The following is a 24,898-nucleotide window of genomic DNA, read 5'->3' on the forward strand; positions in this document are numbered from 1 at the left end:
ACTATTTTAAGAGTTAATTGTATAATAACTCATTATTCTTTTTTTAATTTTAGGGTAAACAACCACTTCTACAATATACGAAAAGAGTAGCATTAAAAGAAGATATAATGAATATTCAACAATCTTATTATCGATAAAATTTAAGTATGATGCCTCTACAACTAAGTAATGATGAGAAATATAAATCACATAAGAAAAAGGTGCTAAATACTTAAAAATTCCAAATATTTTATCAAAACCAAACCAATTTAATTTGTTCCATACAACTCCAGCAAACATTGCAATAAAGGCAAACATAAAATGCCTTAATTCTACAAAAGGAAATGCTACTAGAGGGTAATCATAAATTTTTGTATACTTAAAATTGATGTACAGATTCAGCCCCAAAAGACATAATATAAGGAGCAAGAAATAGGCGTATTTTTTTATTGATTTAAATGTGTAAATTTCACCTTTTAAGTAGGTATCAGCAAATCTCACTCCAATCCACCAAATTGCAAAGTACATAATTACTCTATTCAAAATAAAAGGATAAAATAAATATGAAATTGTTGCTATTAGCGTTATCGCATTTACATACACATTTAGTTTAGGTGGTTTTACTCGATCTGATAACAGAAAGAAAAGCATATAAAACCACCATTCGTAAGAAAGTGACCAAAGCACTCCATTTCCTAAATATGTAGCCGAAATTACATTTGGTTTTAAAGAAATTACATCTTGAAGCATCAACAAATTCCCTAAAAGAGTTTTAAATTCAGGGTCTACTAATGTGCCTTCTGAGTAACACTTAAAAAGGTAAGCAGATAAAAAAATGAATAAAAGCGGAATATAAATACGTATAAACCTTTTTAAAAAATAAGTTTTAAATGATTTGTCAGGATTTTTTTCCCAAGTATATTTTATTACAAATCCACTTAAAATAAAAAACATAATTACTGCTTCAGAACCAAAACGGAATAAAAATCCGATGTTAATTCCGAAAACATCTATTTTTTGAGGTAGCATATGAAAAAGCACCACATAAATTGCGGAAAATCCACGTATGGCCTCTAATTTTTCTAGCTTTTTATTTTTCATTGGGGGATTTTAAAATATTTGCTATTATTTTTTTTGATTTATTTCTTCTGAGCTTGAAGTGTGTTGTGTATGAATAAATGTTTTATTAGCTCCTTTTATTTTTAATAATGACAACAACATCATAAACATTCCTTTTGGTAAACTTGCTAAAGCATTTAAAGTTTTTAAATTATAAAAAGATTTAGGTACAGAAAAAATAAATGATAATATACAAGCTGATGCCAAAATAATCCAATACTTCGAGTAAATAATATCATTTTTCAAAACATAGTTTGCTATAAGAAAACCAATAGTAAATAATTTTACAGCACCAAGCAACAAGATTCTTGGAGGTTGCACAAACTGAATAGCTTTATCAAAATAATCTACATTTCCTTTTAAAATTAAATGTTTTATGGCTGATAAAATATCTTTTCTAAAATAATGGAACTGTGCAGACAACCACCTACGCCTCTGATTGCCAAATACTTCAGATTTTTGTATTTTTTCATCATAGACAACTGCATCATCTAAATACACGATTTTACGCCCTTCTTTTAGCATTTTTAATTCAATTTCTTTATCAAAACCACCAATAGCAGTAACTGTAGCCATTAATGATTTAAAATACTGATAACGAAATGCCATACCAGAACCAATAATTGCCGACGAAAGTCCCAATACTCTATGTCCTTTTCTAAAAATATTATTGTTAATTTCTTCGCTAATGGCATCTAAAATAGCCCAAGAATTATTCACATTTTTAGCAGTTCTATGGCCTTGAACTGCTATAAAATCTTGTTCAAAAACTGCATTAATTTTTTTTAAAAAATCAGAAGCCATAACATTGTCTGCATCTAAAACTACAGCAATATCGTAATCTGCCTCAAGTTGAGCCATCGCTTTATTTAATGCTTTTGACTTTGTGCTTTTTTCAAAACTAACTTCAATCAACTTTATAGGCAAAGTTTTTAAGGTAGCTAACGTTTCTTTTTGAAAAGAATCTGCAATAATTACAACATCATATAAATCTGAAGGATAATCTTGCTGTAATGCCAGATTGGCTACTTCTACAATTACACCATCTTCTTTATAACCAGGCACTAAAACTGCCATTTTTTTTAGATTTCCGTTATCAGAATATATTTTTTGCTTGTAAAAAAGACTGGCTACCGAAAATATAAAAATATAGAGGGTTGCTAAACCTAAAAGAGTTAGCAAAATGATTTGTATAATATTAAGTGCTAGCATAGTAAAATGGTAAATGGTTAGTTAGAAAATGAAATAACTATTGCTCTTTATTTTTTTAATTTTCTTAATTTATTACGAACTTTTAAACCAAATTCTCTTAAAAATGGTAAGTGTTTTCCACTTTTAAGGTTATACATAAAGGATTCCGATTCAAATATCATTTCAAAATTAGCAGTACATAATACTGGTTTTTTTGAAATTCTATTAATTTCTAATGCTTGGTTTAACTCGCTCTCAATAAACAGTACATAAGGTTTAGACATATAAGCTTTCGCCTTATGGCCTCCGTGATTGTTTGCTTTTTGCCTTGCAGCCATATCAGGTAAATCTAACATAATTAAATCATTATATTTAATATTTTGAGCTGCCAGCCAAGTTTCAGTTTCTTTTCTATATTTTTCTAAACGCGAAGTAACTATAGTACCGATTTTAGCCCCAGGAATAAATAATGGTGGTGCATTTAAAATAAAATCGATGTATTTTTCTCCATCATCATTTTGTTCTGGTGATGGATCTTCGCATAAAACACCATCAATATCAAAACACGCTTTTTCTAAAGTAGTATGGTTTAAAACATTCCATTGAAAATATCTTGGTAAAGGAACAACTTCAAAGAAATAATCTACCATTTTTTCTTTTCCAGGAATAATAAATATTGCACAATATTTTAAATCGAATTTGTCTTCAAGATGTTTTAATTTCTCTTTACATTCTATCATTGCAGAACCAGAAGCAATACTATCATCTATAACTAATACCTTTTTATATGCTCCTTCTTCAAAAAACTGACTTCTTGCTCCTGCTTTGTATATATGACCATTTAAAAAGGAATCAATATCTGTATAAGGTCTATTTAAATATAGTGACAAAAGATTTGCTGGCAACATACCACTTCTTGGTACACCAACAATTAAATCGAAATCACGTGGAATTATACTTAGTCTTTTAAGTATGATATTGTTTAAATCTTTTATGTTTCTATAATTCATAATAATTATTTTTAGAGGATTGTTAGATTGATTTTTATTCTGTAACTAATTTATTTTCAAAAGTTTCTGGTGTAGACATTATTGCCATGGAGCCATAAAACAATAATGCTGTTGGCATACCACCTAATATGGCATTACCATAAGAAGCCAACATAACACCTGCCATTCCAGAAATGAGTGCACTCATTTTTATTTTTGTTATTGGATCTCTAATTTTAAACATTACTTTATAAGAAGCCATACCGATTGTAAAAAAAAGCACACCTAGGTGAAACACTAAACCAATTATGCCCATCTCTGCCCAAATCATAACATACCAACTATCAGTAGCTACATTCGATAAGTATGCGTGAGGTAAAAATCGTTGTGCTTTATCTCCTGCATGCCCAATTCCTCCACCTAAAGGTCTAGATGCTAAATATACTTTTAATTTTGCCTGATTTGCTTTTCTAACCAATAAAGAAGGATTATTAGGATCAAACCCTGTTCTCATTCTTCTTATTTGATAAACTCCATTACCAATCATGGTATACTTAAAAAAAATAAAAATAAGGGCTACAAAAATAACTCCAGCACTCAAAACTTTTATATTTTTTCTCAATACAAAAAAGGTCATCAGTCCTGCAAAAGGTACTGCAATAGAACCCCTTGTTCCAGAAATCATCATTCCGTAAAAACCTAAAATGCTAACTGTGATAAAGAATACTTTTTGAATTCCTTTTTTTGACATTGAATAAATCATAAATACAACTCCAGCATAACCCTGATTACCACCAAATTGACCTGCATCACTAAAAAAAGAAAACACCCTAAGCTTGCCAAAAAGTAAGTGAGTTTCAGCACCACCATTATCTAACCAAGCCTGTTCAGCATAATCTACACCAAAAGCCATTTGAACAAACCCCTTAAATGTTGCAAGAATAGAAAAACAACCCCATACATATAAAAAGGTATCTAACTTTTTATGTGTATTAATTAACATAAAAGTTAAAATTAAAAAGAAGAAAAAATAGAAACCTACACCCCTACCAGCAATCCAAGGCTCAATCATTCTTGCTTCAGGGTTTGCAATTTGTAATATACAATACAGTAACCAAATACCCGCTAATTTTGTAATGGTTTTGTTTGCTGGAGCCCAATCTACCCGTTCTCTAAATCTAGAAAAAATAAGGGCTAAATATGTAATAATCATAATTCCATCAATAGCAAAACCCAATGGTAATCCTTTAATATATCTGCCTATACCAAGTATTACAAAGTTAAGTCCGATAGCTGTATAAAAGCCTAAAATTGGATTTTTAAATAATAAATTTAAATACACAGCGCCAAACACAAGTGCTAAAAAAATACCTACACCTACCATTTTTAGTTTTGCAAGAACTAATGCAACAAATAAAATACCAGCAAAAAATAAGACAATAATCTTAGGATTTGCTAATGCAGCTGAACCTGGTATTTTTTCAAAAGGATTTATATGTTGGTTATTTGTATTCAAAAAAAATTATTTAAACAAAATCTTTAGGCAAATCGATTCTTTAATATTTTATCTTTTAAGTTTTTATAGAATTCTATTCCACTAATAAATATTTCTTTGTATGACAAAGAGAGTTCTTTGTTTAAGAAATACATCCCCATCCAAATGCCAATTAAAGTAAAAATTATCGAAGCAACCGCTACAAATATCAAGGACTCAAAAACAAAAATGGCTATGAAATCTCCAATAACGTTTGCGGCAACCATAACAAATACTTTAATAGCATTAATATTCGGTTTATTTATACTGTCTAATCCAATACCTGTCATTCTATCTATAGGTAATAAAAGACCATAAATGGAAAAGACTCTTACAATATTTACTACATTAAAACCAGTAACAGGATCTACTTTTAAATACTGTTCCCCTGATAAAATCAACACTAAAAATTCTGCAAATACAAAAGTACAAATGCTCATTAATACAAACAGATAGGTTAAAGCACCTGAATAGGTATAAAATAATTCTTTAACCTCATTTACCCTACCTTGTACACTAGCTTTAGACATTTTAGGGAATGCTGTTGCCACAAAACTACGTAGAGGAATTTGCTGTAATTCTGTTAATTTTAAAGGAATACTATATAGTGCAACTGCTTCGTTACCTAAAGGGCTTAAACTTAAAATTAAAGTATCTGCACTTCTTAATAAGTTACTTCCGATGAGTGTAAACGTAGTAAATTTACCAAAATCTAATAATGTTTTATTTGTAGCTGATGTTGCTTTAGTAATTAATTTAGTGCCATCCCAACCTAAAATTATAGTTATAAAAGATGTGAATGCATTAATGATTAATAGTGCAATTACGAGTTCGTTTAATGACATATTTAGGAAAAAGAAATTCACTAAAATGGTTAAAAAAAATAATCCACTATTTATTGATTTTACAATTAATATTTTTCCATACTTTCTATCGGCTTGTAAAACTACCAAAGCATTATTCCAAGGAAGGTTTAAAAAAGCTAAAATAGGATACCATTTGAAAAACAGATTATATCCTGAATTACTAATTGTGTCTTTAAAAACAACATTACAAAATACTAAAATTACTGCTATAAATAGGGTTGCTCCTAAACCAATTAGCGCATTAGAACCTATTAGTTTGTTTCTAGAAGATTTGTCTGCACCCGATAAAAAACGAATTAAACCAGTATTTGTAATACCAAATCGAAACATTTCTACAAAAGAACCACCTGTTATAAAAAGAACCCATTCTCCAAAAACATCTATAGATAAAGTTCTAGCTAATAGCGCAAAGCCACTAATACCTAAAAGTGCAATAACTACGTTACCTGCCAGAGATAAAAAATTATCTTCTTTAATTATTTTTTTCAACATTTTCATTGGCCTGAGTTCAGATTTGGTTTTTTGAAAGAAATTGAAACTTGAATAACGCTTTTATTTTTTTTCTGAATTTTGATCTTCTTCTTGGCAAATCTCCAAGCATAGATTCTACTTCGTTAATATTTACACCATTTACAATTATATTAATTTTTTCTCCACAAGCTTCTTTTAAGTTTCTTATTGCAGATTTATCTGCTGTAGACCATGTTCTGTTTGCTCTACAGACTAATATATTTAAATCTGCATTCACCATTAATTCAGTTGGGTAATTAGAATAAATAATAGCTGGTATTTCAATTATAATAAAATCTAAATTGTTTTTTAATCTGATATTAATACCATTCAAAATATCTATATGATTTTTAGCATTAAAGAAATCATTATTTAAATCATAATAATCATGTTCTGATGGTGATAGGTAGTTAGAAACATCTGCTAAAAAAGCATCATCAACAGCTATTCTTGGATCTGGATACCCTAATATTTTATTTAAAATTGGCGATTTACCTTGTTCTTTAGCTGTAATTTGCTCTTGCTTATAGTTGAGTAATAACACTTTTTTACCTTCTTTTTTAAAGGTTTTTGCAATATTACCAGCCGTAACTGTTTTACCTTCTAATTTTTGAGTACTAAATACTACAATAATTTTAGTTTTATTGGTATTTTCTTCAGAACCAAAAAATTGAAATATATTTTGTGTTACAATTTCTATTAATCTATTTTTTATAAAATTTAAATTATAACTACCTGGGTCTATGACTATTTTAGGTACCATTCCTAAAGAAAGAAAACCAATTTTTTTGCTAGCAATGTGAGAGTTTTTAAGCGAATCATCAAAATATTCCATCACAAAAATTATTCCTAGCGTTAAAATACCCCCTAAAAATGCTGCTGCAATAATTAAAATAGCTCTTTTTGTAGGGTTTGGAGATACAGGATAATATGGTACATCTATAGGCTTTAAATCTGATGATAGTTCACTGTCTTGCAGTTTTAGTTTTGCTAAATTTAAACCATGAAGAATTTCTAAATAGCCTTGTTCTGCTACTGAAATTTCTCTTTCTAAACGTTTCATATTCGCGCCAGCAGGTGCATATCTTGCATAGGTTTCTTCAAAATCGTTATTTTGTTTTTTTAGAACACTTAATTTAGCTTTTAGGTTTTCAGACTCCACAACGTTATTCATCCAATCTGGTAACAACTTAGAAACGGGTAAACCATCAATTGAATTTTGATATGAATATAATTGATCTATACCTTGTTTTATTTCTTCATTCAGTTTTTGTGTTTCATTTTCTAGTTGTGTTATTTTATTAGAACTTTCTGAGCTATAGCTCGATTGATTTTCAGCTTTTATTAATGCTAGTCGATAGTTTAAGTCTCCTAATTGTTTCTTTTTATCGAGTATAAGGTTGTTTTTTTCTTGAATAATTTCTTGTATCTCTAATTTTTTTTCTAGACGTCTTATTCCTGCATTTAAACCAGCTAATTCTGCAATATTCTTTTTATAATCAACATCCATATCTTCTTTAACAACAGCAACAGCTTTACTTTGCTCATAATAATTTATGATTTTAGAAGATTTATTAAATTCAAGAAGCTTATCCTCAGCATTTTTTAACTCAACTCTTGCCTTTTTTAATTCGTTTTGAAAATATTTTACAACAGCATCAGATCTATTTTCTTTTATATTTTTGTAATTTTTAATACAAACAGTATTATATATAGCAAGAGTTTGCTGACATATGCCTGGATCGTTTACAGTGTAACTTAATTTAATTAAATCGCTACTATTTATTCTTTGCGCACTTAAACTAGAAATTGCCTTTAAAGAATAATGATCGTCTTCATCGTAATTTAAAAGTTCATATACATAGTTATCATTACTACTCTTCATTAAAGCTGTTAAATTTTCAACAGTTTTTTCGTACTTGTTTCGATCTATTTGATCAGGAAAAAGTTTGTCATCAATTCCAATGATATTCTTTTGAATATCAGAACTAACATCTTCTTTAGCAACATAATTGTATAAGCGTTTTGGTATTTTTTTTTGAAATTTTTTAAATAAATCTTCTGATATATATTTCGGGTTTGCCTCTGGTAGCATTAAATGTAAAGCCAGTAATCGAATCGCTACTTCTTCTTGAGTTTCTCTAGACTTTATTATATTAATTAAGTTATCAAAAGCAGAATTTGTAGCTTGATAATTAAAGGTTTTATCCATTTCAATAGAAGAACCTGTAGCCAAACCAGTATATAACAGTGTTTCTGATGAATACTCAAAAGACGGTTTCATCGTTAGTAAAATTACCAATACACCTAGTAAAATAGGTACCGTAATTAATAATACTATATGTTTTAAGATTAAGCGAATAAAATCGACTATTGTCATCTTTAAAATTTTAATTAGTTAAACCAAATACAAAACCCGCCATGTCTTCTAACATTTTTTTTACGGTTATAAATTCAGACAATGCTTTTTCATATTCTGCCTCTATATTTGATGTTATATTGTTTATTCTTACATATTCTGATACAGCTACAACACCGTTTCTGAATTCTTTTTCTACCATTTGTTTATTTACTTTAGCATCTGCCAAACTTTTAGCTCTAATTTTTAGTACATTTCTTTTTAAGAGCATATTTTGATACATACGAATTACTGTTTGCCTAATTTCTTGTTTTTGAAATTCTGCCATACTTCTTGCTTCATCAATTTCTAATTCTGCAAGTTTTATTTGATTTTTTCTATTTAAAAAATCAAAAATTGGAAATTTCAAATAAACCCCAAAACTATAATTCACTTGTCTTCTTGTAGTTAATGCGGCTGTACTTGAAACACCATCGTTATCAGTAGCAAAAGTACTTAGATTACCATATAATACATCTCCTTGAATACCAAAATTTCTTGTCCAATAAATTTGCTCTGATGCTAATGTAGACTCCATAACACCAATATGACTTTTTCTAAAATTAACCATACCACTTTTTTTAATTACAGAATCTATAACTACCTCAAGAGGCGGAAATTCAGATCTAATATTGCCTATTTTAATATCTTTAGAGTCATTAAATGTTTGAGCATTTAAATTACTAAATTGTAAAAGAATTAAACCTACAATAGATACAATTTTAAAAATTTTACTCATTCTATACACTTCTTTAATTATACAGTATCTGATTGAAACAATGCAGGTACAGTTCTTAATATCAACTTAATATCATACCAAAAAGAATAATTATCACCTTCAAACTGTTCTGCATATTCGTTATCTAGCCTCATTCTTTCTTCTTCAGACATTTTACCTCCTTTACCTCTTAATTCTACTTGCCATAAACCAGTTATTCCTGGAGGTGCTAAAAATCTTTTCGATAAATCATCTCCTGTTAGCACTTCTGCTTCATACACTGGTAATGGTCTATTACCTACAATAGACATATCTCCTTTTAAAACATTAATTAACTGTGGTAATTCGTCAATACTAGTATTTCTAATAAATTTACCTACTTTGGTAATTCTTGGGTCATCAACAATTTTCACAAAAGTTGAATCGTTTTTAGAAGCCTCTCTTTTTTGAACATTAAACCAATAATCACATATTTGATGAGTATCAATATACATTATAGGAGAGCAAGTTTCTCCCTCTGGTAGTTTACTACATTTTGGACACGGAATGTCTAACGAACTATTTTCTGTTTTTACCTCTTCTTTTTTGTACTGATTTTTTTCTGCTGCTAATTTTTTTAACAATTCGTCAGAACCTGTTCGCATTGATCTTAATTTATAAAAATCAAAAGTTTTTCTACCAACTCTTTTGGATATATAATACACCTTACCTTTCGATTCTAGTCTTATTGCTAATATAATTAATAACAAAAATGGAGATGCTAAAAGAAGTACAGATGAAGCTACAAAAATATCGAACAAACGTTTAGACAGTGGCATTTTATAGTTTGCTGATTCAACAATTTTAGATGCCTTCTGAGGAGGTTCTGGCTTTTTATTTGCACATAAATAAGTTAACCTACTTAAAACATCTTTAGATTGGGTTACAGAGGGTACGTAAAAATCATCTATATGCTTTTTGAATGCTGACTTATAAATCTCAGCATTAAACTCTTTACAAAGTATAATAAAAGGCGTTGAATCATATTCACTTTGTGCTCGCAACCATTTATAGAGAAAAAAACCTGTATTTCCTGGCAAATAATAATCACATATTATTCCGTCGATATTCTTATTAGTTTCTAAATATCTGGTAGCTTCTAAACTATTTTTTAGAGTTACAATTGAACAATTGTAATCTTCCGCTTGGCTAAAATAGTTCTTAATATTGCCAATATATAAAATGTTAAGTTTTGCGCCCATAAAATGCGAATTAGTTTATAACTTTAATATTAATGGTTACCACTCAATTGCATAATGAATTGGGTAAAGGTTCTTTTTTACCAGTTCTTCAAGTTCTTCTGGGTTAAATGGCTTTGTTAAGTAATCTTGGGCACCTAATCTATAACACTTAATACGTTCTTTACTTTCAGATCTACCAGATAGCATTACAACTGGTGTATGTTTGGTAAAACCTCGCTGACGAACTTTAGTTAAAAAACCATAACCATCCATCTCTGGCATTTGAATATCACAAATAATAAGATCTGGTATAGTACTATCAAGCCACTCTAAAGCTTCTAGTGGGTTGTTTTTAGTAATTACATCATAATCTTGGGATAAAAAGTTTTGCAATAACATACAAATACTTACTTCATCATCTAAAATTAATATAGTTTTCTTCATTTTTAATTTATTTTATAGTCGGTCTTCAACTCATTAATAACCTCGCTAGCATAAAAATTGATATTTTTAATAATATGCTTTAAATCGATTTCACCTAATTCGTTTACCGTTTTTCCATCGATTACTAAAAGTTGTTCTTTTAACTTAAAAGCACCAAAAAAATGAACAGTTGGTTTAATTTTATGAACTTCATTTTTTATTTTTAGGAGGTCATTATCTGAAAAAGCTGTGTTGAGTTCATTGATAAATTTTGGAATTTGATCAATAAAAACTTCAACCATTTTTAAGATTGATTCTTTATTGCCTCGACACATTGTTTCTACATCTTGAAGATTATAAAACTTGATGTTTGAACTGCTGGAATTGCTTGAATTTGGGGATAAATTCATAATAGTAACTTTTTTATTTGTTTACACTATAAATATAGCATTTATATTTTAAAGGTAACTTACTTCTTTTTAAATAAAATATTTGTAAAATAATATTGAGACTCGCAGAAATATATTGATGAAAAACTAATATTCAAATTTGAAAAACATCACATATTTCAACTTTTTTTAGAAACTTTAGTGACCTTTAAAAAAGAAAATTGATCTCTAGATGTATTTTTTTATTCTGGAAGCTATCAACAAAATTAATATTGGTTTATGTTTTAAATTCAAGGCAATAAATAACTAGAGCAATATGCCAGCCTTTTAATGTAGTAACTATCATAATTTAACTAATTGGGGAACATTATTATAAAGATAATATTTTTTTTGAAAAACAAAACCATTAATCTAAAAAAACACAAATTATTTTTTTTATCAATTACAAAATGATAATTTTATAAAACTTATAGTATATAAAATAGTGACACATAGTTGTATTTATTCATTTTTTTAAGGTATAATTAAAACCACAGATGACAGATAAAAGCAATATAGTTTTAAAAGGTAAAAAAGTTCTTGTGGTAGATGATAACATAATGAACAGAATGGTAGTTAATGTTATTTTAATTGATTTTGGCGTAATCGTTTCTGAGGCATCTGATGGAGAACAGGCTGTAAACTTTTTAAAAAATAACGCATACGATTTAATTTTAATGGATTTAAAAATGCCTAATTTAAACGGATTTCAAGCTACAGAAATCATTAGAAAAAAAATGGAGTTAACAACACCCATTATAGCTTTAACAGCTAACTCTTTAGATGATGAAAGAGAAGAATGTTTAGAATTAGGTATGAACTATTACCTTACCAAACCCTTTGATAGAAAGGTTTTTATTGATGTAATTTGCAATTATATTTGTTAAAATTATTAAATAGCAATTTTTTACATAAAATTTAGTAGACTTTTGGCAATATAAAATATAACGAGATTTTTAAATTAAAAACGTGTAGTATAATAAACATGTTGTAAAGTGTTTTATAATGGTGAAATAGTAATTTTAGCAAAATACCTGTTGTCTACACTTTCTTACTTTTAAACGCGATCAAATATTCAATAATCTCAATTTAATAAAATAGAAACTAATATTTTATAGTTTTGTAGTATAACTTTAACCTTCGAATAACAATCATAAAAAAAATAAGATTATGAAAAATTTTCCCTCAATTTCATTAGTAATGATTCTTTTAATTTTAAGTTCTTGTAATAATAAATTCCCTGAAGAAGATGATTTAACTCCTGAAACTACTACAATTAACAATTTAAAAGCGAATGCTAGTTTTGATTGGAGTAATTCTAACAAAACCAAAATAAGCATCTTTACTAAAGATAATTCAAACAATCCTGTTGCTAATGTTAAAGTGAGTGTTTGGACCAACTTAGAAGATGAAAGCGGAATAGAAATTACAAATGGAGTTACCAATAGCCAAGGAGAATTAAGTTTTGATTATGATTTTGAAGCAGATATGACTGAAGTTGTTTTAAAAACAGATTTTATTGGTTTTATTCCTGAAGTAAAAGTACCTATAGAAAACGGGAATGTATATTATACGTTTGGTGGAGAGGATACTAGTAAGTCAATAGTAAATTCTAAAAATAAAATACTATACGATAAAGTAGAAAATACCCTTCAAAACAAATTTAATGCAAATATTAAGATAAATTATATAGGTGGCTATGATGGTAATGGTGTACCAAATTATTTAGAAAAAGAAAGAGATTATGTTAGTCGTAATTTTTTATATGATGTTAACGCAGCTCTACCAGAGAACAGACCAGTACCTAAGTACCATCCTGAATACTTAACAGGTGTAAACGAGCAAAATTTAGTAGTTTTAGACAGAGCTGATATTTGGGTTACCTTTGTTTCAGAAGGAGCTGGTTACAGAAATTCACTCGCATACTATACATACGATAGAGATTTTCCACCCAAAACTCCAGCAGATATTACAGAATGTAATGTAATTTTCCCTAATGTATCTTTCAAGTATTCTGGAGGTGGTTTACGTTCTGGAGATAAAGTTTACTTAGGAACTTTTGAAAAAAATACAGTTGTAGGTTGGGTATTAATGAGAAATGGTTGGAATGGACAAGAAGTTACAGAAGGTGGAGGTTTATTATATTCGAATTTAGAATTAAACCCAGAAGAAAATATCGAACATCGCCAACATTCTGTATTACTTTTAGATCAAGAAAGAGATGTTATTTTAATTGGTTTTGAAGACTTGATAAGACCAGGTGGAGATAATGATTTTAACGATGCTGTTTTTTATGCATCAGCCAATCCAATGGAAAATATTGAAATTGAAAACGTTCAGATATCTAACCCAGACCCTGTAGATACAGATAATGATGGAGTATATGATAGTTTCGATGATTACCCAGAAGATCCTGAACGTGCATTTAACAATTACTATCCTAACAGCACCAACTTTGGTTCTTTAGCTTATGAAGATTTATGGCCATCTACTGGAGACTATGACTTTAACGACCTAATTATTGACTATAATTTTAATAGAATTACCAATGCAGATAATAATGTAGTTGCCTTAGAAGGTAAATTTATTGTAAGAGCCATTGGTGCTAGTTATGAAAATGGTTTTGGATTTACAATAGATGATATAAATTCTTCTTTAATTGAATCGGTTACAGGAACAGAATACACAGAAGGTTATATACAAAACAATGCAAATGGTACAGAAGCCAACCAAAGTAATGCAACTATTATTGTGTTTGATAATGCCAAACAACACGGGTTTGCGAATACAAGACAAGACCAAACATATCAAGCTGCAGATACTTTAAAGGTAAATATTAAATTAACAACACCTGTAAATCAAGACGTTTTTGGGTTAGCACCTTACAATCCATTTATCATCATTAATAAAGAAAGAGGTAAAGAAGTGCACTTAGCAAATTATGCACCAAGTGATTTAGCAGACACTTCTATTTTTGGTGTATCTGCCGATGATAGTAATCCTAATATTGGCAAATATTATAAATCAGTAGATAATTTACCTTGGGCAATTAATTTTCCAAGTAAATTTGAATATCCTATTGAAAATGCAAGTATTGATACTGCTCATTTAAATTTTATTACTTGGGTTTTAAGTGAAGGACTTGACTATGAAGATTGGTATAAAAACATCGGTAGTTATAGAAATTCTAGTAATATTTATAGTGAATAATTATTTGACACCAAACCATAAAGTGTGTTAGTAAAGTTATTTTGAAATTTTTCTATAGCAATATTTAAATTGCTCCCTAACGAAAAATTTCAAAATAACTTTGCATTTAAATTAATCACTAAATTTACTGACACATATTTATTATAAAATCAGAAAATTTATAAAACGAGGACTTTTTTTTAATAATTTTAAGATAGTCTAAGAACCTAATAGTTCTATAAAATAACTTCAAAAACCCAGATTTGAGACATAGTTACTAAAACAAACCCAGCACAATAGGCAAGTTAGATGCATATGTAAAGACTACGGTAAGCATCAAAAAAGTAACAATCTAGATTCAAGCTATAGCTATAAGCATAAACGATCAAGACCACTTTAGGAAAAACACAAATACAAGTTCCTAGAGACTGAGGCAGTTCGTTAAAAGCGAATACACCTCTTTATAGACGACTAGTTTAAAAGACTTTAAAATAAAACCTACTGAAAATTTAAACGAATTTACAGGTACTACTATAATCATTTTCTGGAATTCAGCTACCCAAATTAGTTTATCACATCTAATTATAAATTCTTGTAGACAAATAAGCTTGGAAAGATAAAAAAACATCTATACTCCACTTACAAAAGAAGCTGAAAGAGTTATTTTAAAAGACTTCTAAAATAAAATGGAACTAACCAAATTAACACATCAGAAAACACCTTAAAACCTTCAGAAAACAACTGGTATGAGCTCAGTGTCTTTTTTTTGATTTTCTTCTTGAAACTAATACTATTATTTGCGCACTAATCTAATAGAAAAAATTAGAAAACACAAAAAAACTCTTTTACCCTTCTAATGATCTTATACTATGATAAATTCTATCTTTCTTACCCGAAGATAATCTACAAAAAATGTAAAATGCCAATTAGAAACTGGGAATTATTTTAAACCAAGTTTTAAGCTTATATATTTTATCTATACCAAAAAGACAAATCAAAATAAATAGGCCCGATATCTAACTTAATTTGAAGTTGACATTTTATTGTTGCCATAATTTCGAACGCTTAAACATTCAAATACAAACATTAATCATAAATTAATCAACATCTAGTTAATCATTTTAAAACACATTCAATTTTCATTCAACTTTTACAAAACCAAAACCCAATGTAATTATTGATTTCATTACAAAATAACTTTTCTAAATAGGTAATTGAAAATCTAAAAAACAATTATTTAACTCTCGGCATTTCCCCCTTTTATCTCTGTAAATAAGTTACTAAAAGGATTTAGTATGAAATTTATCTAACAGAATTCTTACTGAAAAACAAAAAGATTTTGAAGAATTATTCTTCAAAATCTTTTTTTATAAATCTAGTTTTATTTTTTAGTAGTCTATTGATCAATCAGATCTTTATTTCTATTACCTGAACTATCTGTGTACCAATTAACATAATTCAACCCTCCTGATTCTGCCCATAAACTAAAGAAGTTATATGCATCAGTAATTGCCACTTTTTCTTTTGGAACCTTAAAATCGTGAATAATACTTATAGCCCAAGGATATCCATTATCTGATATATAATTACCGTCTTCATCTTTATTTGTGCCGTTAAAAGTTGTACTATTGTTACCTAAACTTGTTGGACTCATATATGGCAAATGTATTTCTTTTTCCCTAACCATATTTACAATTAAGAAAGGATTAAAAGGAGCAACACCTAACTTTTCTGTGCTAATTGGTTGTGTAAATCTTATTGTTATCTTAGTTTCATTTAAAATATTATCTACATCATCAGCAAGAATAATTACCGCTTTCTCTTGATCTGCTTCAGTTCCATTTTGATTTAGAGTGATAAAGTTTTGCGTAAATACAGAACCAGTTACACTTTCGATTTCAGTAGGTAACAATCCATCAATTTGAAAGCCAATTCCATTAGTAAAGCCAGCACCATTAGCTTTAATATTACACGTAAAATCTAACTGAACTGCCATATTATCTGAATTTAATTTAGCAACTGCTTGATAACTCAAAGCTGCATCATTAAAATCGTAATCTCCAGTTGTAGGCCATAAATCTTCAAAAGAAATTGTACCCTGACCATATTTACTTGGTGTAAAATATTCAAATGCAACCTCTTTATCTTCTGGGTACGCATCATCTATATCAGGAATACCATCCCCATCTGTATCTGTATCATTTACATTTTCAGAGATTACTCGAAATGTAGTCAAATCATTAATTGTTCTTCCAAAATCAGAACCATTATTTGCATCTGGACCATATTTATATTGCCAACCACCTGTTTGTGTATCCATAACAATTAAATTACTACTTGAAGCGCTATTTGCTAACCATAATTCTTGGTTTGAATCAAAAGTCATAGAAGTTGGTTGAAAAGGCAAGCTGTCTGCACTTATTCTAGTGCTTTGGAATACGTTATTAGCATCTAACTCTAATAGATATAATCCAGAAAAAGTACATAAATATAGGGTACCATCATCAGCGAAAGCTAAATCTCCTCCTGATGTACTGTCAAGACCTTCAATATTCCAAGTATTTAACTTTTCTCCAGTAGCAGGATTAAAGGTGTATAGTTTAGCTTTAGTAGAAAAATAAAGCAAACCGTCGTTGGCATTATAGTCTAATCTAGGACCTCCTATACCAAGATTTGCAACAGTTTCCCATATATCTTTTTCAATTGAATATTTCATTAAAGGATAAGGATTTGATCTACCAATAGAATATAACAACTTATTTTCTTGGTCAATTGCACATGTATAACTACCCATTGGCATTTTAGATAAATCAGTAAGTAATCCTGTTAAAGGATCTACCTGAAACAATTGCCCTGATCCATTAACGCTATATAAATAGTCTGTTGTACTTTTTAATCCACTTGACTTTATGGATTTTTTCGATTCAGCTGCATTAAAATTTACTTCTTGATTTACAATATCCTCAATGCTTGCAGTAAATTGTAAACTCTCATTTCTTCGGATATAAACTTTATCATAGAACTTAGGTAAGTTTATAGTTTGCTGTAAAGTACCATTTTTGGCTACACCAGAGAAAATTAATCTATCTAAAACATCAGATTTATAAACAGTTTCTGTTACTATTTCTCCTGATTCATTTTCGAAAGTCTCAGTACCAGCATCATACAATTCATCCGAATATGCATAAATATCATACTTTGCATAATTTCCATCATCAACTATATTAATTTTAACATCATGATAAGTACTAAAATCAAACCCATCTGGAATAGATAGTACTGTACCAGGATCTTCGATGACTATATCATCATCGTCTACAACAGGTTCATCAAAACCACAACTATTTAACAATAATAAGAAAAAGGCGTATCTCAAAAGAGAGTTTAGTGAGGGATTCATACGATTTTGTTTTTTTAAAGATCTTTTCATAGTAAGATACAAATTATAATGTTAATCTTTAAAAGATGATAAAATCTTTTAAAAAATGTTTTATTTAATTTTTAGAATAATAAATTATTATTTACCAGTTCAACAACAAAGTTAAAGCTAAATAAAGTTCATGAAGTTGAAAATAGATGACACTTTTTTTACTGTCGATTAAAGGAACACAACTAAAGTTAAACGCTTAAAAATCTAATTATTAATTTTAGTAAAAAGAACCAACATATATAAAAACACTATGCTTAAATTAGGTTTTAAGACTTAATTAAAAACGAATAAAAGATAACTACAAAAGCAAATAAAAAACCTCAATTAAATAATCTAATTGAGGTGTATTATTCATTAAGAAGTGAATTTTATTTAACTCCCTCTCCTTCTTCGCATTCTTTTGCTACGTATCTCTAACATTTTTTTCTTTCACAATACTAACATAATTATCTTTAGTTGTTTCAGAATCTTTTTCTAAAACAACTATTTTTACTTTTCCCTGTGGGTTAAGTAACACTTTCTGTTATCCTACATCGAATGCCCTCTATAATACTCCAATACTTTTACTCTTAAAAAATAATCGTATTTAGCAATAGACACATTAATTTTTGCATTTTCTAAATTATTTTTACTAGTGATGTAAGCCAGGAAATTAGAAACTCCGTTATTAAATCTAGTTTCGTTAATTTCAAACGATTTTTGAAAAGCTGTTACTTGCTTTTTTAAACTTTGATATCTGGCAAAAGCAGCTTCCATATCAAAATGGACTTGTTGAATGGCATTTTTAATTTCGAATTGCGTTTGCTCTAATGCAATTAACGACTCTTGTACATTCACTTTTTCTAAAGCGACATTATTTTTTGCTCTAAAACCGTTAAAAATTGGCACACTTACAGAAATACCAATTACAGAATTAAAATTATTATCAAACTGATCTAAATAATTAATTTGCTGAGCATTGTAAAGTTTTTGATTAGTTAAGACTTGTATGTTTTGATTATTGATTGACACAAAATCTCCTGTTTCTGCAATAGTTGTTCCTATTTCTGTAAAGGTTTCTGCTGCACTAGAATAATTGGTATTTAACTGCCCAAACAACGAAATTTCTGGTATGTATTGTGCTTTAGCGACACTTACTCCTTTTTTGGCAGATGCCAACCTCAATTCATTGGCTTTAAAAGTTGCTAAGTTTAATAAGGCATCCTTATAAACTTTTTCTGATGTAAATTGATATTTATCTAAACTGAACAAAAAATCATCAGCAGAAACATCAACATTTGAGTTTAAATTTAGGAGGTTTCTCAAATTCAATTTGGCATTATTCAACGCAATTTCAGCTGATAAAATATTGGTTTCATCCGAAGATTTCTGGCCCAATAAGTCTGTATAATCAGCAGGATTCTCTCTACCTTCATCATACAAATCTTTTTGAATTTTTAGTTGTTTATCCGTAGTTATTAAACGCTGTTTATTTAACGCTAATAAATCTTTATTATTTAATACTTGCAAGTAGGCTAATGTTACTGAAAGAATTAAATTTTGCTTTTCTTGTTCTACTTCTAAAGATGCTGCTTTTGCATTTAGTTTTTGTTGTTTTAATGTATTTAACAACCGAAAACCATTAAAAACAGTAGTATTTAAACTTAAATTTGCGTTAGAAAACGTTAACTGTTGATTGATAAAATCATTGGTAAACGGATCTATACTTCTACCATTATTTATCCCTAAATTATAATTAGCATTTACATTTGGTAATAAATTTGCTTTAGATTGTTTGTGATTAATTTTAGCAGTTATAGCTGTATTTTTAGATGATTTTAAACTTAAATTATTTTCTAAAGCGATTTGTAAACATTCTTCTAGCGTATATTTTTTTTCTTCCGGATTTTGGCAAAACATAGAAATACTAAAAGCAAATGCAATTACATAAACGAAACTTCTTTTTATCATTTTTAATACTTTTAAGCTGTTCTAATTTTCATCAGAACAAATTAATTTTTGATGAACATAAATTGTAACTTATTCTGTTTTTAAAGAATCTACAGGATTTGATGTTGCAGATTTTATTGCTTGATAACTCACTGTAATTAAAGTTATTATTAATGCACCTACACACGCAATTGCAAAAACCGACCAAGAAATATTGGTTCTATAAGTAAATTTTTGTAGCCATTGATTCATCATTAAATATGCAATTGGAGAACCAATTAGTAAAGAAATTACAACCAATTTTAAAAAATCTTTAGACAACAGAACCCATAATTGACTTACAGAAGCACCTAATGTTTTACGTATACCTATTTCTTTTGTACGTTGTTCTGCAACAAAAGAAGCCAAACCAAATAAACCTAAACAACTAATAAAAATTGCTAATAAAGTAAATACTTTAGAAAGGTTAGCGATTCTTTCTTCTGATCTAAATTTTCGTCCATATTCTTCATCAACAAATTGATATTCAAAAGGCAAACTAGGAAAATTTGCTTTAAAAGTTTTTTTAATAATCGCTAAATTATCAGCAATACTTTTGTTTGGGTTTAACCTTAAATTAAAATAAGCAGCTCCATCATTAATATCAAATGCATAAATAGATTGCTTTACTGGACTGTAAGGAGATTGCATTATCATATCATCAATAACCCCAATAATTTTTAAAGGCGGGTTTGGTTCATCAGTATCTGGATCTCTTAAATATTTTCCTACTGGATCTTTAATTCCCATATAATCTACAGCAGTTTTATTTAAAATTATAGCTGTAGAATCTGAAGCAAATTTTCTTGAAAAACCTCTTCCGTCAATAATTTTTAACCCCAATGCTTCTACAAATTCGTAAGAAACGTGTGTATAGGCAAAATTTTCTTGAAATCCTGGTGGTTTTCCTTCCCAAGTATAACCACCACTATTAGACCAAACACTAGTTGTTGGGCTAGATGTGGTTGCCATTTCTGTAACTGCACCAGAAGCAATAAATTGATTACGCATTACATCTGACTTGCCTAAAAACTCAGAACTCATTACTGGTATTTGTACTAAACCTTCTTTATTGTAACCTGCTGGTCTATTTTTTGCAAAATCTATTTGATTCATTACAACCATAGTTCCAATAATTAAGGCAACAGAAACTGTAAATTGAGTAACTACTAATATTTTTCTTGGTAATGCTGCATATCTTCCTGTTTTAAAAGTTCCTTTTAAAACAGTTACAGGATTAAAAGATGATAAATACAATGCAGGGTAACTACCTGCTAAAAATGATATAATAATTATAAAGAGAAAAGAAACTCCCCAAAATTGAAAATCTGACCAAGGAAAAATTATTTCTTTACTTGCCAAATTATTAAAACCATTTAAAAACAACAAAACCAACCCAATAGCCAAAATAAATGATAGTAAAACTATTAAAAATGATTCGCTTAAAAACTGAGCAATTAATTGACTTCTTTTAGATCCAATAGATTTTCTAATACCAACTTCAATCGCTCTTTTTTCTGATCTAGCAGTACTTAAATTTATAAAATTGATACAAGCCAGCAACAAGACAAAAACTCCTATAATACCAAATAACCAAACATTTTCTATTCGCCCACCAACTTGTATACCATTTTCAAAATTTGAACGTAAGTACCAATCTTTCATTGGAAATAAAAACATTTGAGGGTTAAACTCTACTTCATCTGGAGCCATTCTTTTTTTTACATCAATAATTTTTGCTGTAACTGCATCCATTGTTGTGTTTTCATTTATTTGCACAAATAGTTGAAAAGAATTATTACCCCAAGATGTTTTGGCGTTCTGAATCCAAGGCCTTTCTGATACATAAAAATCCCAAGAACCAATAAATTTAGTCTCATAAAAATCATTATTAATAGGAATGTCTTTATAAACGGCACTTACTAATAAATCTGCTGTATTATTTACTTTAATAATTTTTCCAATAGGATTTTGGTCCTTAAATAAAGATTTTGCTATAGATTCAGAAATCATAATCGATTTTTGATCATCAATTCCGTTTTTAACACCAGATATAATTTCTAAACTCAACATTTCTGGTGCATCTTCTTGCATAAAATTCCCATTAATATTGATGTTAATATCTCCATATTTTAAATATCTACTTTGTGTCCAAGAAGACATTACTATATGTTTAAAATTGTCTGCATAATCTTTTCTAATTGCAAACTCTAATGGTCTAGGAATAGAGGGGCCAGTTTCTGTTTTTCCGTTGTTTGTTTGGTTTTGAAATATTTGAGCAATAGTTTCTTTATCTTCAAAAAAATCGTTGTAATTCAGTTCATCATTAATCCACAAACCAATCATAACAGTTGCTGTAATACCAATAGCTAAACCTAAAATATTAATTAACGAATACACCTTATTCTTTAAAAGATTTCTAAAGGCAATTTTTATATAATTTTTAAACATAATTTTTACGTTTTATTTTTTCTGATTTTAGTTATTCTGATCGTAATGAATTAACAGGATTAGCATTTGCAGCTTGTAAGGTTTTTGCACTTATAATAATTAAGGCAAATACTATCATAGCAAAAGCACTAACAACAAATACCCAGAAGCTAATATTGGTTTTGTAAGCAAAATTTTGAAGCCAATTATATGTGCCATACCAAGCAATTGGTGCAGCTAGTGCAAAAGCAATTAATACCAAGCTTAAAAACTCTCTACATAATAATGCGTTAATTTGAAATAAAGATGCCCCCAGTACTTTACGAACTCCAATTTCTTTAACTCTTCTGTTGGTGGTATAAATTACTAGCCCTAATAACCCCAAACAACTTATTAATATTGATAACCCTGTTGCCCAGTTTAATAGTTTTGATACTTTTTGTTCTCTTTTGTAAAATTTAGCAATGGTTTCATCTAAAAACTCTAGTCGCATATTTGTATTAGGATATACTTCTTTATAAACATTTTCAATTTTTGAAAGACTATTTTTTAAATTTTCTGTAGAATTGCTTTGCAATGAGATGTGCACAGCCTGAAAATAAGACCATTGACCTCTATACCAATCTCCATGTAAAGTGAGCGGTTTAATATCAGACTTTAAAGAACGTTGATGAAAATCTCCAATAACACCAACAATTTGCAAGTTTTCTTTATCATAAAGTAAAGACTTACCAATAGCATCTTCTGCAGACTTAAATCTAAAAAATTTTCTTGCAGCTTCGTTTATTACCAATTCTTTTATAGTATCATTTCTTTGTACACGACCAGCAAGTAAATCAATTTCAAAAAGATTTAAATAGTTGGTATCACCAGCTAGTAATTGTATTTCTCCATACACTTCTTGATTGTCAATCATTCTTCTCATATCAGTTCTATTACTACTTTGAGATGCAGGTGGATGACCTCCAAGACTAATTTCTTTTATATTTGGAATTGAAGCTAATTTTTCTGAATACAGTTTAATTTTCTCAAAACTTTGTTCTTCTAAAGGTTTGTAAACAGATACAATAGCATCTTTTTTGAAACCCATATCTTTATTTAGTAAAAAATTAATCTGTTTGCCTACTAAAAGAGTAGCTATAATAAAAACTTGGGCAATTGTAAACTGAAATACAGTTAAAAACTTTCTTAAACGCACCTTTTTATCTCCTACTCCTAAATGATTTTTTAAAACTGAAATTGTATTAATTTTTGATAAAACCATAGCTGGATAAAAGCCAGATAAAAAAGTTACTAAAACTAATAACACAATTATACTTATAGCAACAATTGGTACTGTAAACAATTCGAAACTTAAACCTACAGGTACAAAATCTGAAAATACAATTATTAACCATTTAGAAAGTATTAAAGACAAAAGTGCAGCAACCAAAACCAACAAAAATGTTTCTCCCATAAACTGACTTATTAACTGGTTTCTAGAGCTCCCTAAGGTTTTTCGAATACCAATTTCTTTGGCACGTTGTGCAGCTTGAGCTGTATTTAAATTGATAAAATTAATACAACCTAATAGCAATAAAAAAACAGCTACAAATACCAAGTTTTTTAATAATGCTTTACTTGCTCTACCTGCAGACCAATTATAAATTCCATAGTTATCATTAAAATGAATATCATTTAAAGGTTGAAGATTAAATATTCTTTCTTCTCCATACTTTATATCATCTTCATCTCTATGTTCTATAGCAATTTCTTTAAGATCATTTTTTACTGATGCTTTGTTTGCATTAGCACTCAACTTTACATACAATTGAGAGTTAGAATTGGTGTTATTCCATCTTTTACCAATTATATTTCCACGTAATCGTGTTTGCAACAAAGTTGGATGAGAAATAAATTCTTGGAAAATAATATCTGTTCTGTTTTTAAAACTCTCAACAATTCCAGTAACTTTTGCGTTAATAGAATCATTATACACCAAGGTTTTACCTATAATTTCAGAAACTGCTGTATTTGGGAAATATTTTGATGCGCGTTCTTCTGTTAATATTACTTCATTAGGGTTTTGTAGTGTTTTAATATTATTACCTACAATAAATTTATAATCAAAAATTTTAAAATAATTTTCATCTGCATAGATTACATCTTTGGGTAATTTAAATTCTAAATCTTCTGTTCTATTATTAACCTTCATTGGTCTTTCTAAATAAAACTCACTAACTACATCAAAATTAGAATTATCTTGTATAGCACCTTTTAATGCTAAGGTTACTCCTGAATTAAAAAACTCACCTTCTGGCGATTTAAAATCGGTAACTACTCTATAAATTCGGTCTCCATCTTTATGAAAATCATCAAAAGTATAATCGTAATACACCATTAAACCTATTATAAAAGAAGCACTAAAACCAATTGTTAAACCAATAACATTTATAAATGAAAACACCTTGTGATTCATTATATTTCTAAATGCTATTTTTATATAATTTTTAAACATTTACTCAGT

The 24,898-nt window shown here is 28.6% G+C and carries 16 protein-coding genes; 2 read left to right on the forward strand and 14 right to left on the reverse strand.

Annotation, left to right across the window (positions count from 1 at the left end; translation table 11 throughout):
- Nucleotides 1-6: 6 nt before the first annotated feature.
- The 10 genes from BW723_RS01850 to BW723_RS01895 form a co-directional block, all read right to left on the reverse strand.
- Nucleotides 7-1,080 (reverse strand): acyltransferase family protein, encoded by a 1,074-nt coding sequence (locus BW723_RS01850; RefSeq protein WP_068363117.1) that lies wholly within the window; start codon nt 1,078-1,080, stop codon nt 7-9.
- Nucleotides 1,081-1,104: 24 nt separating this feature from the next.
- Nucleotides 1,105-2,175: a glycosyltransferase family 2 protein gene (locus BW723_RS01855; RefSeq protein WP_083139876.1), complete on the reverse strand. Its 1,071-nt coding sequence runs from the start codon at nt 2,173-2,175 to the stop codon at nt 1,105-1,107.
- A 182-nt stretch (nt 2,176-2,357) separates the two neighbouring features.
- Nucleotides 2,358-3,299, reverse strand: coding sequence for a phosphoribosyltransferase (locus tag BW723_RS01860; protein ID WP_068363111.1), 942 nt, complete (start codon nt 3,297-3,299; stop codon nt 2,358-2,360).
- A gap of 34 nt (nt 3,300-3,333) precedes the next feature.
- Entirely contained in the window at nt 3,334-4,794 is a 1,461-nt protein-coding gene (locus BW723_RS01865) for an O-antigen ligase family protein (protein ID WP_083139844.1), read from the reverse strand.
- Between the two features lie 23 nt (nt 4,795-4,817).
- Nucleotides 4,818-6,170 carry an MATE family efflux transporter gene (locus tag BW723_RS01870; RefSeq protein WP_068363108.1) on the reverse strand — a complete coding sequence of 451 codons (1,353 nt, stop codon included), beginning with the start codon at nt 6,168-6,170 and terminating at the stop codon, nt 4,818-4,820.
- Between the two features lie 16 nt (nt 6,171-6,186).
- Entirely contained in the window at nt 6,187-8,568 is a 2,382-nt protein-coding gene (locus tag BW723_RS01875; RefSeq protein WP_068363106.1) for a GumC family protein, read from the reverse strand.
- 10 nt (nt 8,569-8,578) lie between these two features.
- Nucleotides 8,579-9,325, reverse strand: coding sequence for a TolC family protein (locus BW723_RS01880; RefSeq protein WP_068363104.1), 747 nt, complete (start codon nt 9,323-9,325; stop codon nt 8,579-8,581).
- A gap of 17 nt (nt 9,326-9,342) precedes the next feature.
- Entirely contained in the window at nt 9,343-10,545 is a 1,203-nt protein-coding gene (locus BW723_RS18085) for a sugar transferase (RefSeq protein WP_068363101.1), read from the reverse strand.
- A gap of 36 nt (nt 10,546-10,581) precedes the next feature.
- The gene (locus BW723_RS01890; RefSeq protein WP_068363098.1) at nt 10,582-10,968 is read right to left on the reverse strand and encodes a response regulator; all 387 of its coding nucleotides are present in this window, start codon (nt 10,966-10,968) and stop codon (nt 10,582-10,584) included.
- Between the two features lie 2 nt (nt 10,969-10,970).
- A complete protein-coding gene (locus BW723_RS01895) occupies nt 10,971-11,357 on the reverse strand; it encodes an Hpt domain-containing protein (RefSeq protein WP_139059127.1) in 387 nt (128 codons plus the stop codon).
- Between the two features lie 515 nt (nt 11,358-11,872).
- Between BW723_RS01895 and BW723_RS01900 the strand changes: the two genes are divergently transcribed.
- Both BW723_RS01900 and BW723_RS01905 read left to right on the forward strand, forming a co-directional pair.
- Complete coding sequence (locus BW723_RS01900) at nt 11,873-12,262, forward strand: response regulator (protein ID WP_068363092.1); 390 nt, start codon at nt 11,873-11,875, stop codon at nt 12,260-12,262.
- Nucleotides 12,263-12,545: 283 nt separating this feature from the next.
- Nucleotides 12,546-14,585 (forward strand): LruC domain-containing protein, encoded by a 2,040-nt coding sequence (locus BW723_RS01905; protein WP_083139841.1) that lies wholly within the window; start codon nt 12,546-12,548, stop codon nt 14,583-14,585.
- 1,375 nt (nt 14,586-15,960) lie between these two features.
- Here BW723_RS01905 and BW723_RS01915 read toward each other — a convergent pair.
- The 4 genes from BW723_RS01915 to BW723_RS01930 all read right to left on the reverse strand — a co-directional run bounded on the left by BW723_RS01915 (nt 15,961) and on the right by BW723_RS01930 (nt 24,889).
- A complete protein-coding gene (locus BW723_RS01915; protein ID WP_162274029.1) occupies nt 15,961-17,940 on the reverse strand; it encodes an LruC domain-containing protein in 1,980 nt (659 codons plus the stop codon).
- Nucleotides 17,941-18,522: 582 nt separating this feature from the next.
- The gene (locus BW723_RS01920; protein WP_068363080.1) at nt 18,523-19,944 is read right to left on the reverse strand and encodes a TolC family protein; all 1,422 of its coding nucleotides are present in this window, start codon (nt 19,942-19,944) and stop codon (nt 18,523-18,525) included.
- Between the two features lie 69 nt (nt 19,945-20,013).
- Entirely contained in the window at nt 20,014-22,413 is a 2,400-nt protein-coding gene (locus BW723_RS01925) for an ABC transporter permease (RefSeq protein ID WP_068363077.1), read from the reverse strand.
- Nucleotides 22,414-22,444: 31 nt separating this feature from the next.
- On the reverse strand, nt 22,445-24,889 hold the full coding sequence (locus BW723_RS01930) for an ABC transporter permease (protein ID WP_068363075.1): 2,445 nt from the start codon (nt 24,887-24,889) through the stop codon (nt 22,445-22,447).
- Nucleotides 24,890-24,898 lie beyond the last annotated feature (9 nt).

It is taken from the genome of Polaribacter reichenbachii, from assembly GCF_001975665.1.
Classification (GTDB): domain Bacteria; phylum Bacteroidota; class Bacteroidia; order Flavobacteriales; family Flavobacteriaceae; genus Polaribacter; species Polaribacter reichenbachii.

Bases quoted from the DNA above. Each gene is read 5' to 3' on its own strand.
- BW723_RS01890 (WP_068363098.1), bottom strand. From the start codon at position 10,968: ATGAAGAAAACTATATTAATTTTAGATGATGAAGTAAGTATTTGTATG.
- BW723_RS01930 (WP_068363075.1), bottom strand. From the start codon at position 24,889: ATGTTTAAAAATTATATAAAAATAGCATTTAGAAATATAATGAATCAC.
- BW723_RS01925 (WP_068363077.1), bottom strand. From the start codon at position 22,413: ATGTTTAAAAATTATATAAAAATTGCCTTTAGAAATCTTTTAAAGAAT.
- BW723_RS01900 (WP_068363092.1), top strand. From the start codon at position 11,873: ATGACAGATAAAAGCAATATAGTTTTAAAAGGTAAAAAAGTTCTTGTG.
- BW723_RS01895 (WP_139059127.1), bottom strand. From the start codon at position 11,357: ATGAATTTATCCCCAAATTCAAGCAATTCCAGCAGTTCAAACATCAAG.
- BW723_RS01870 (WP_068363108.1), bottom strand. From the start codon at position 6,170: ATGTTGAAAAAAATAATTAAAGAAGATAATTTTTTATCTCTGGCAGGT.
- BW723_RS01905 (WP_083139841.1), top strand. From the start codon at position 12,546: ATGAAAAATTTTCCCTCAATTTCATTAGTAATGATTCTTTTAATTTTA.
- BW723_RS01875 (WP_068363106.1), bottom strand. From the start codon at position 8,568: ATGACAATAGTCGATTTTATTCGCTTAATCTTAAAACATATAGTATTA.
- BW723_RS01860 (WP_068363111.1), bottom strand. From the start codon at position 3,299: ATGAATTATAGAAACATAAAAGATTTAAACAATATCATACTTAAAAGA.
- BW723_RS18085 (WP_068363101.1), bottom strand. From the start codon at position 10,545: ATGGGCGCAAAACTTAACATTTTATATATTGGCAATATTAAGAACTAT.
- BW723_RS01880 (WP_068363104.1), bottom strand. From the start codon at position 9,325: ATGAGTAAAATTTTTAAAATTGTATCTATTGTAGGTTTAATTCTTTTA.
- BW723_RS01850 (WP_068363117.1), bottom strand. From the start codon at position 1,080: ATGAAAAATAAAAAGCTAGAAAAATTAGAGGCCATACGTGGATTTTCC.
- BW723_RS01920 (WP_068363080.1), bottom strand. From the start codon at position 19,944: ATGATAAAAAGAAGTTTCGTTTATGTAATTGCATTTGCTTTTAGTATT.
- BW723_RS01855 (WP_083139876.1), bottom strand. From the start codon at position 2,175: ATGGCAGTTTTAGTGCCTGGTTATAAAGAAGATGGTGTAATTGTAGAA.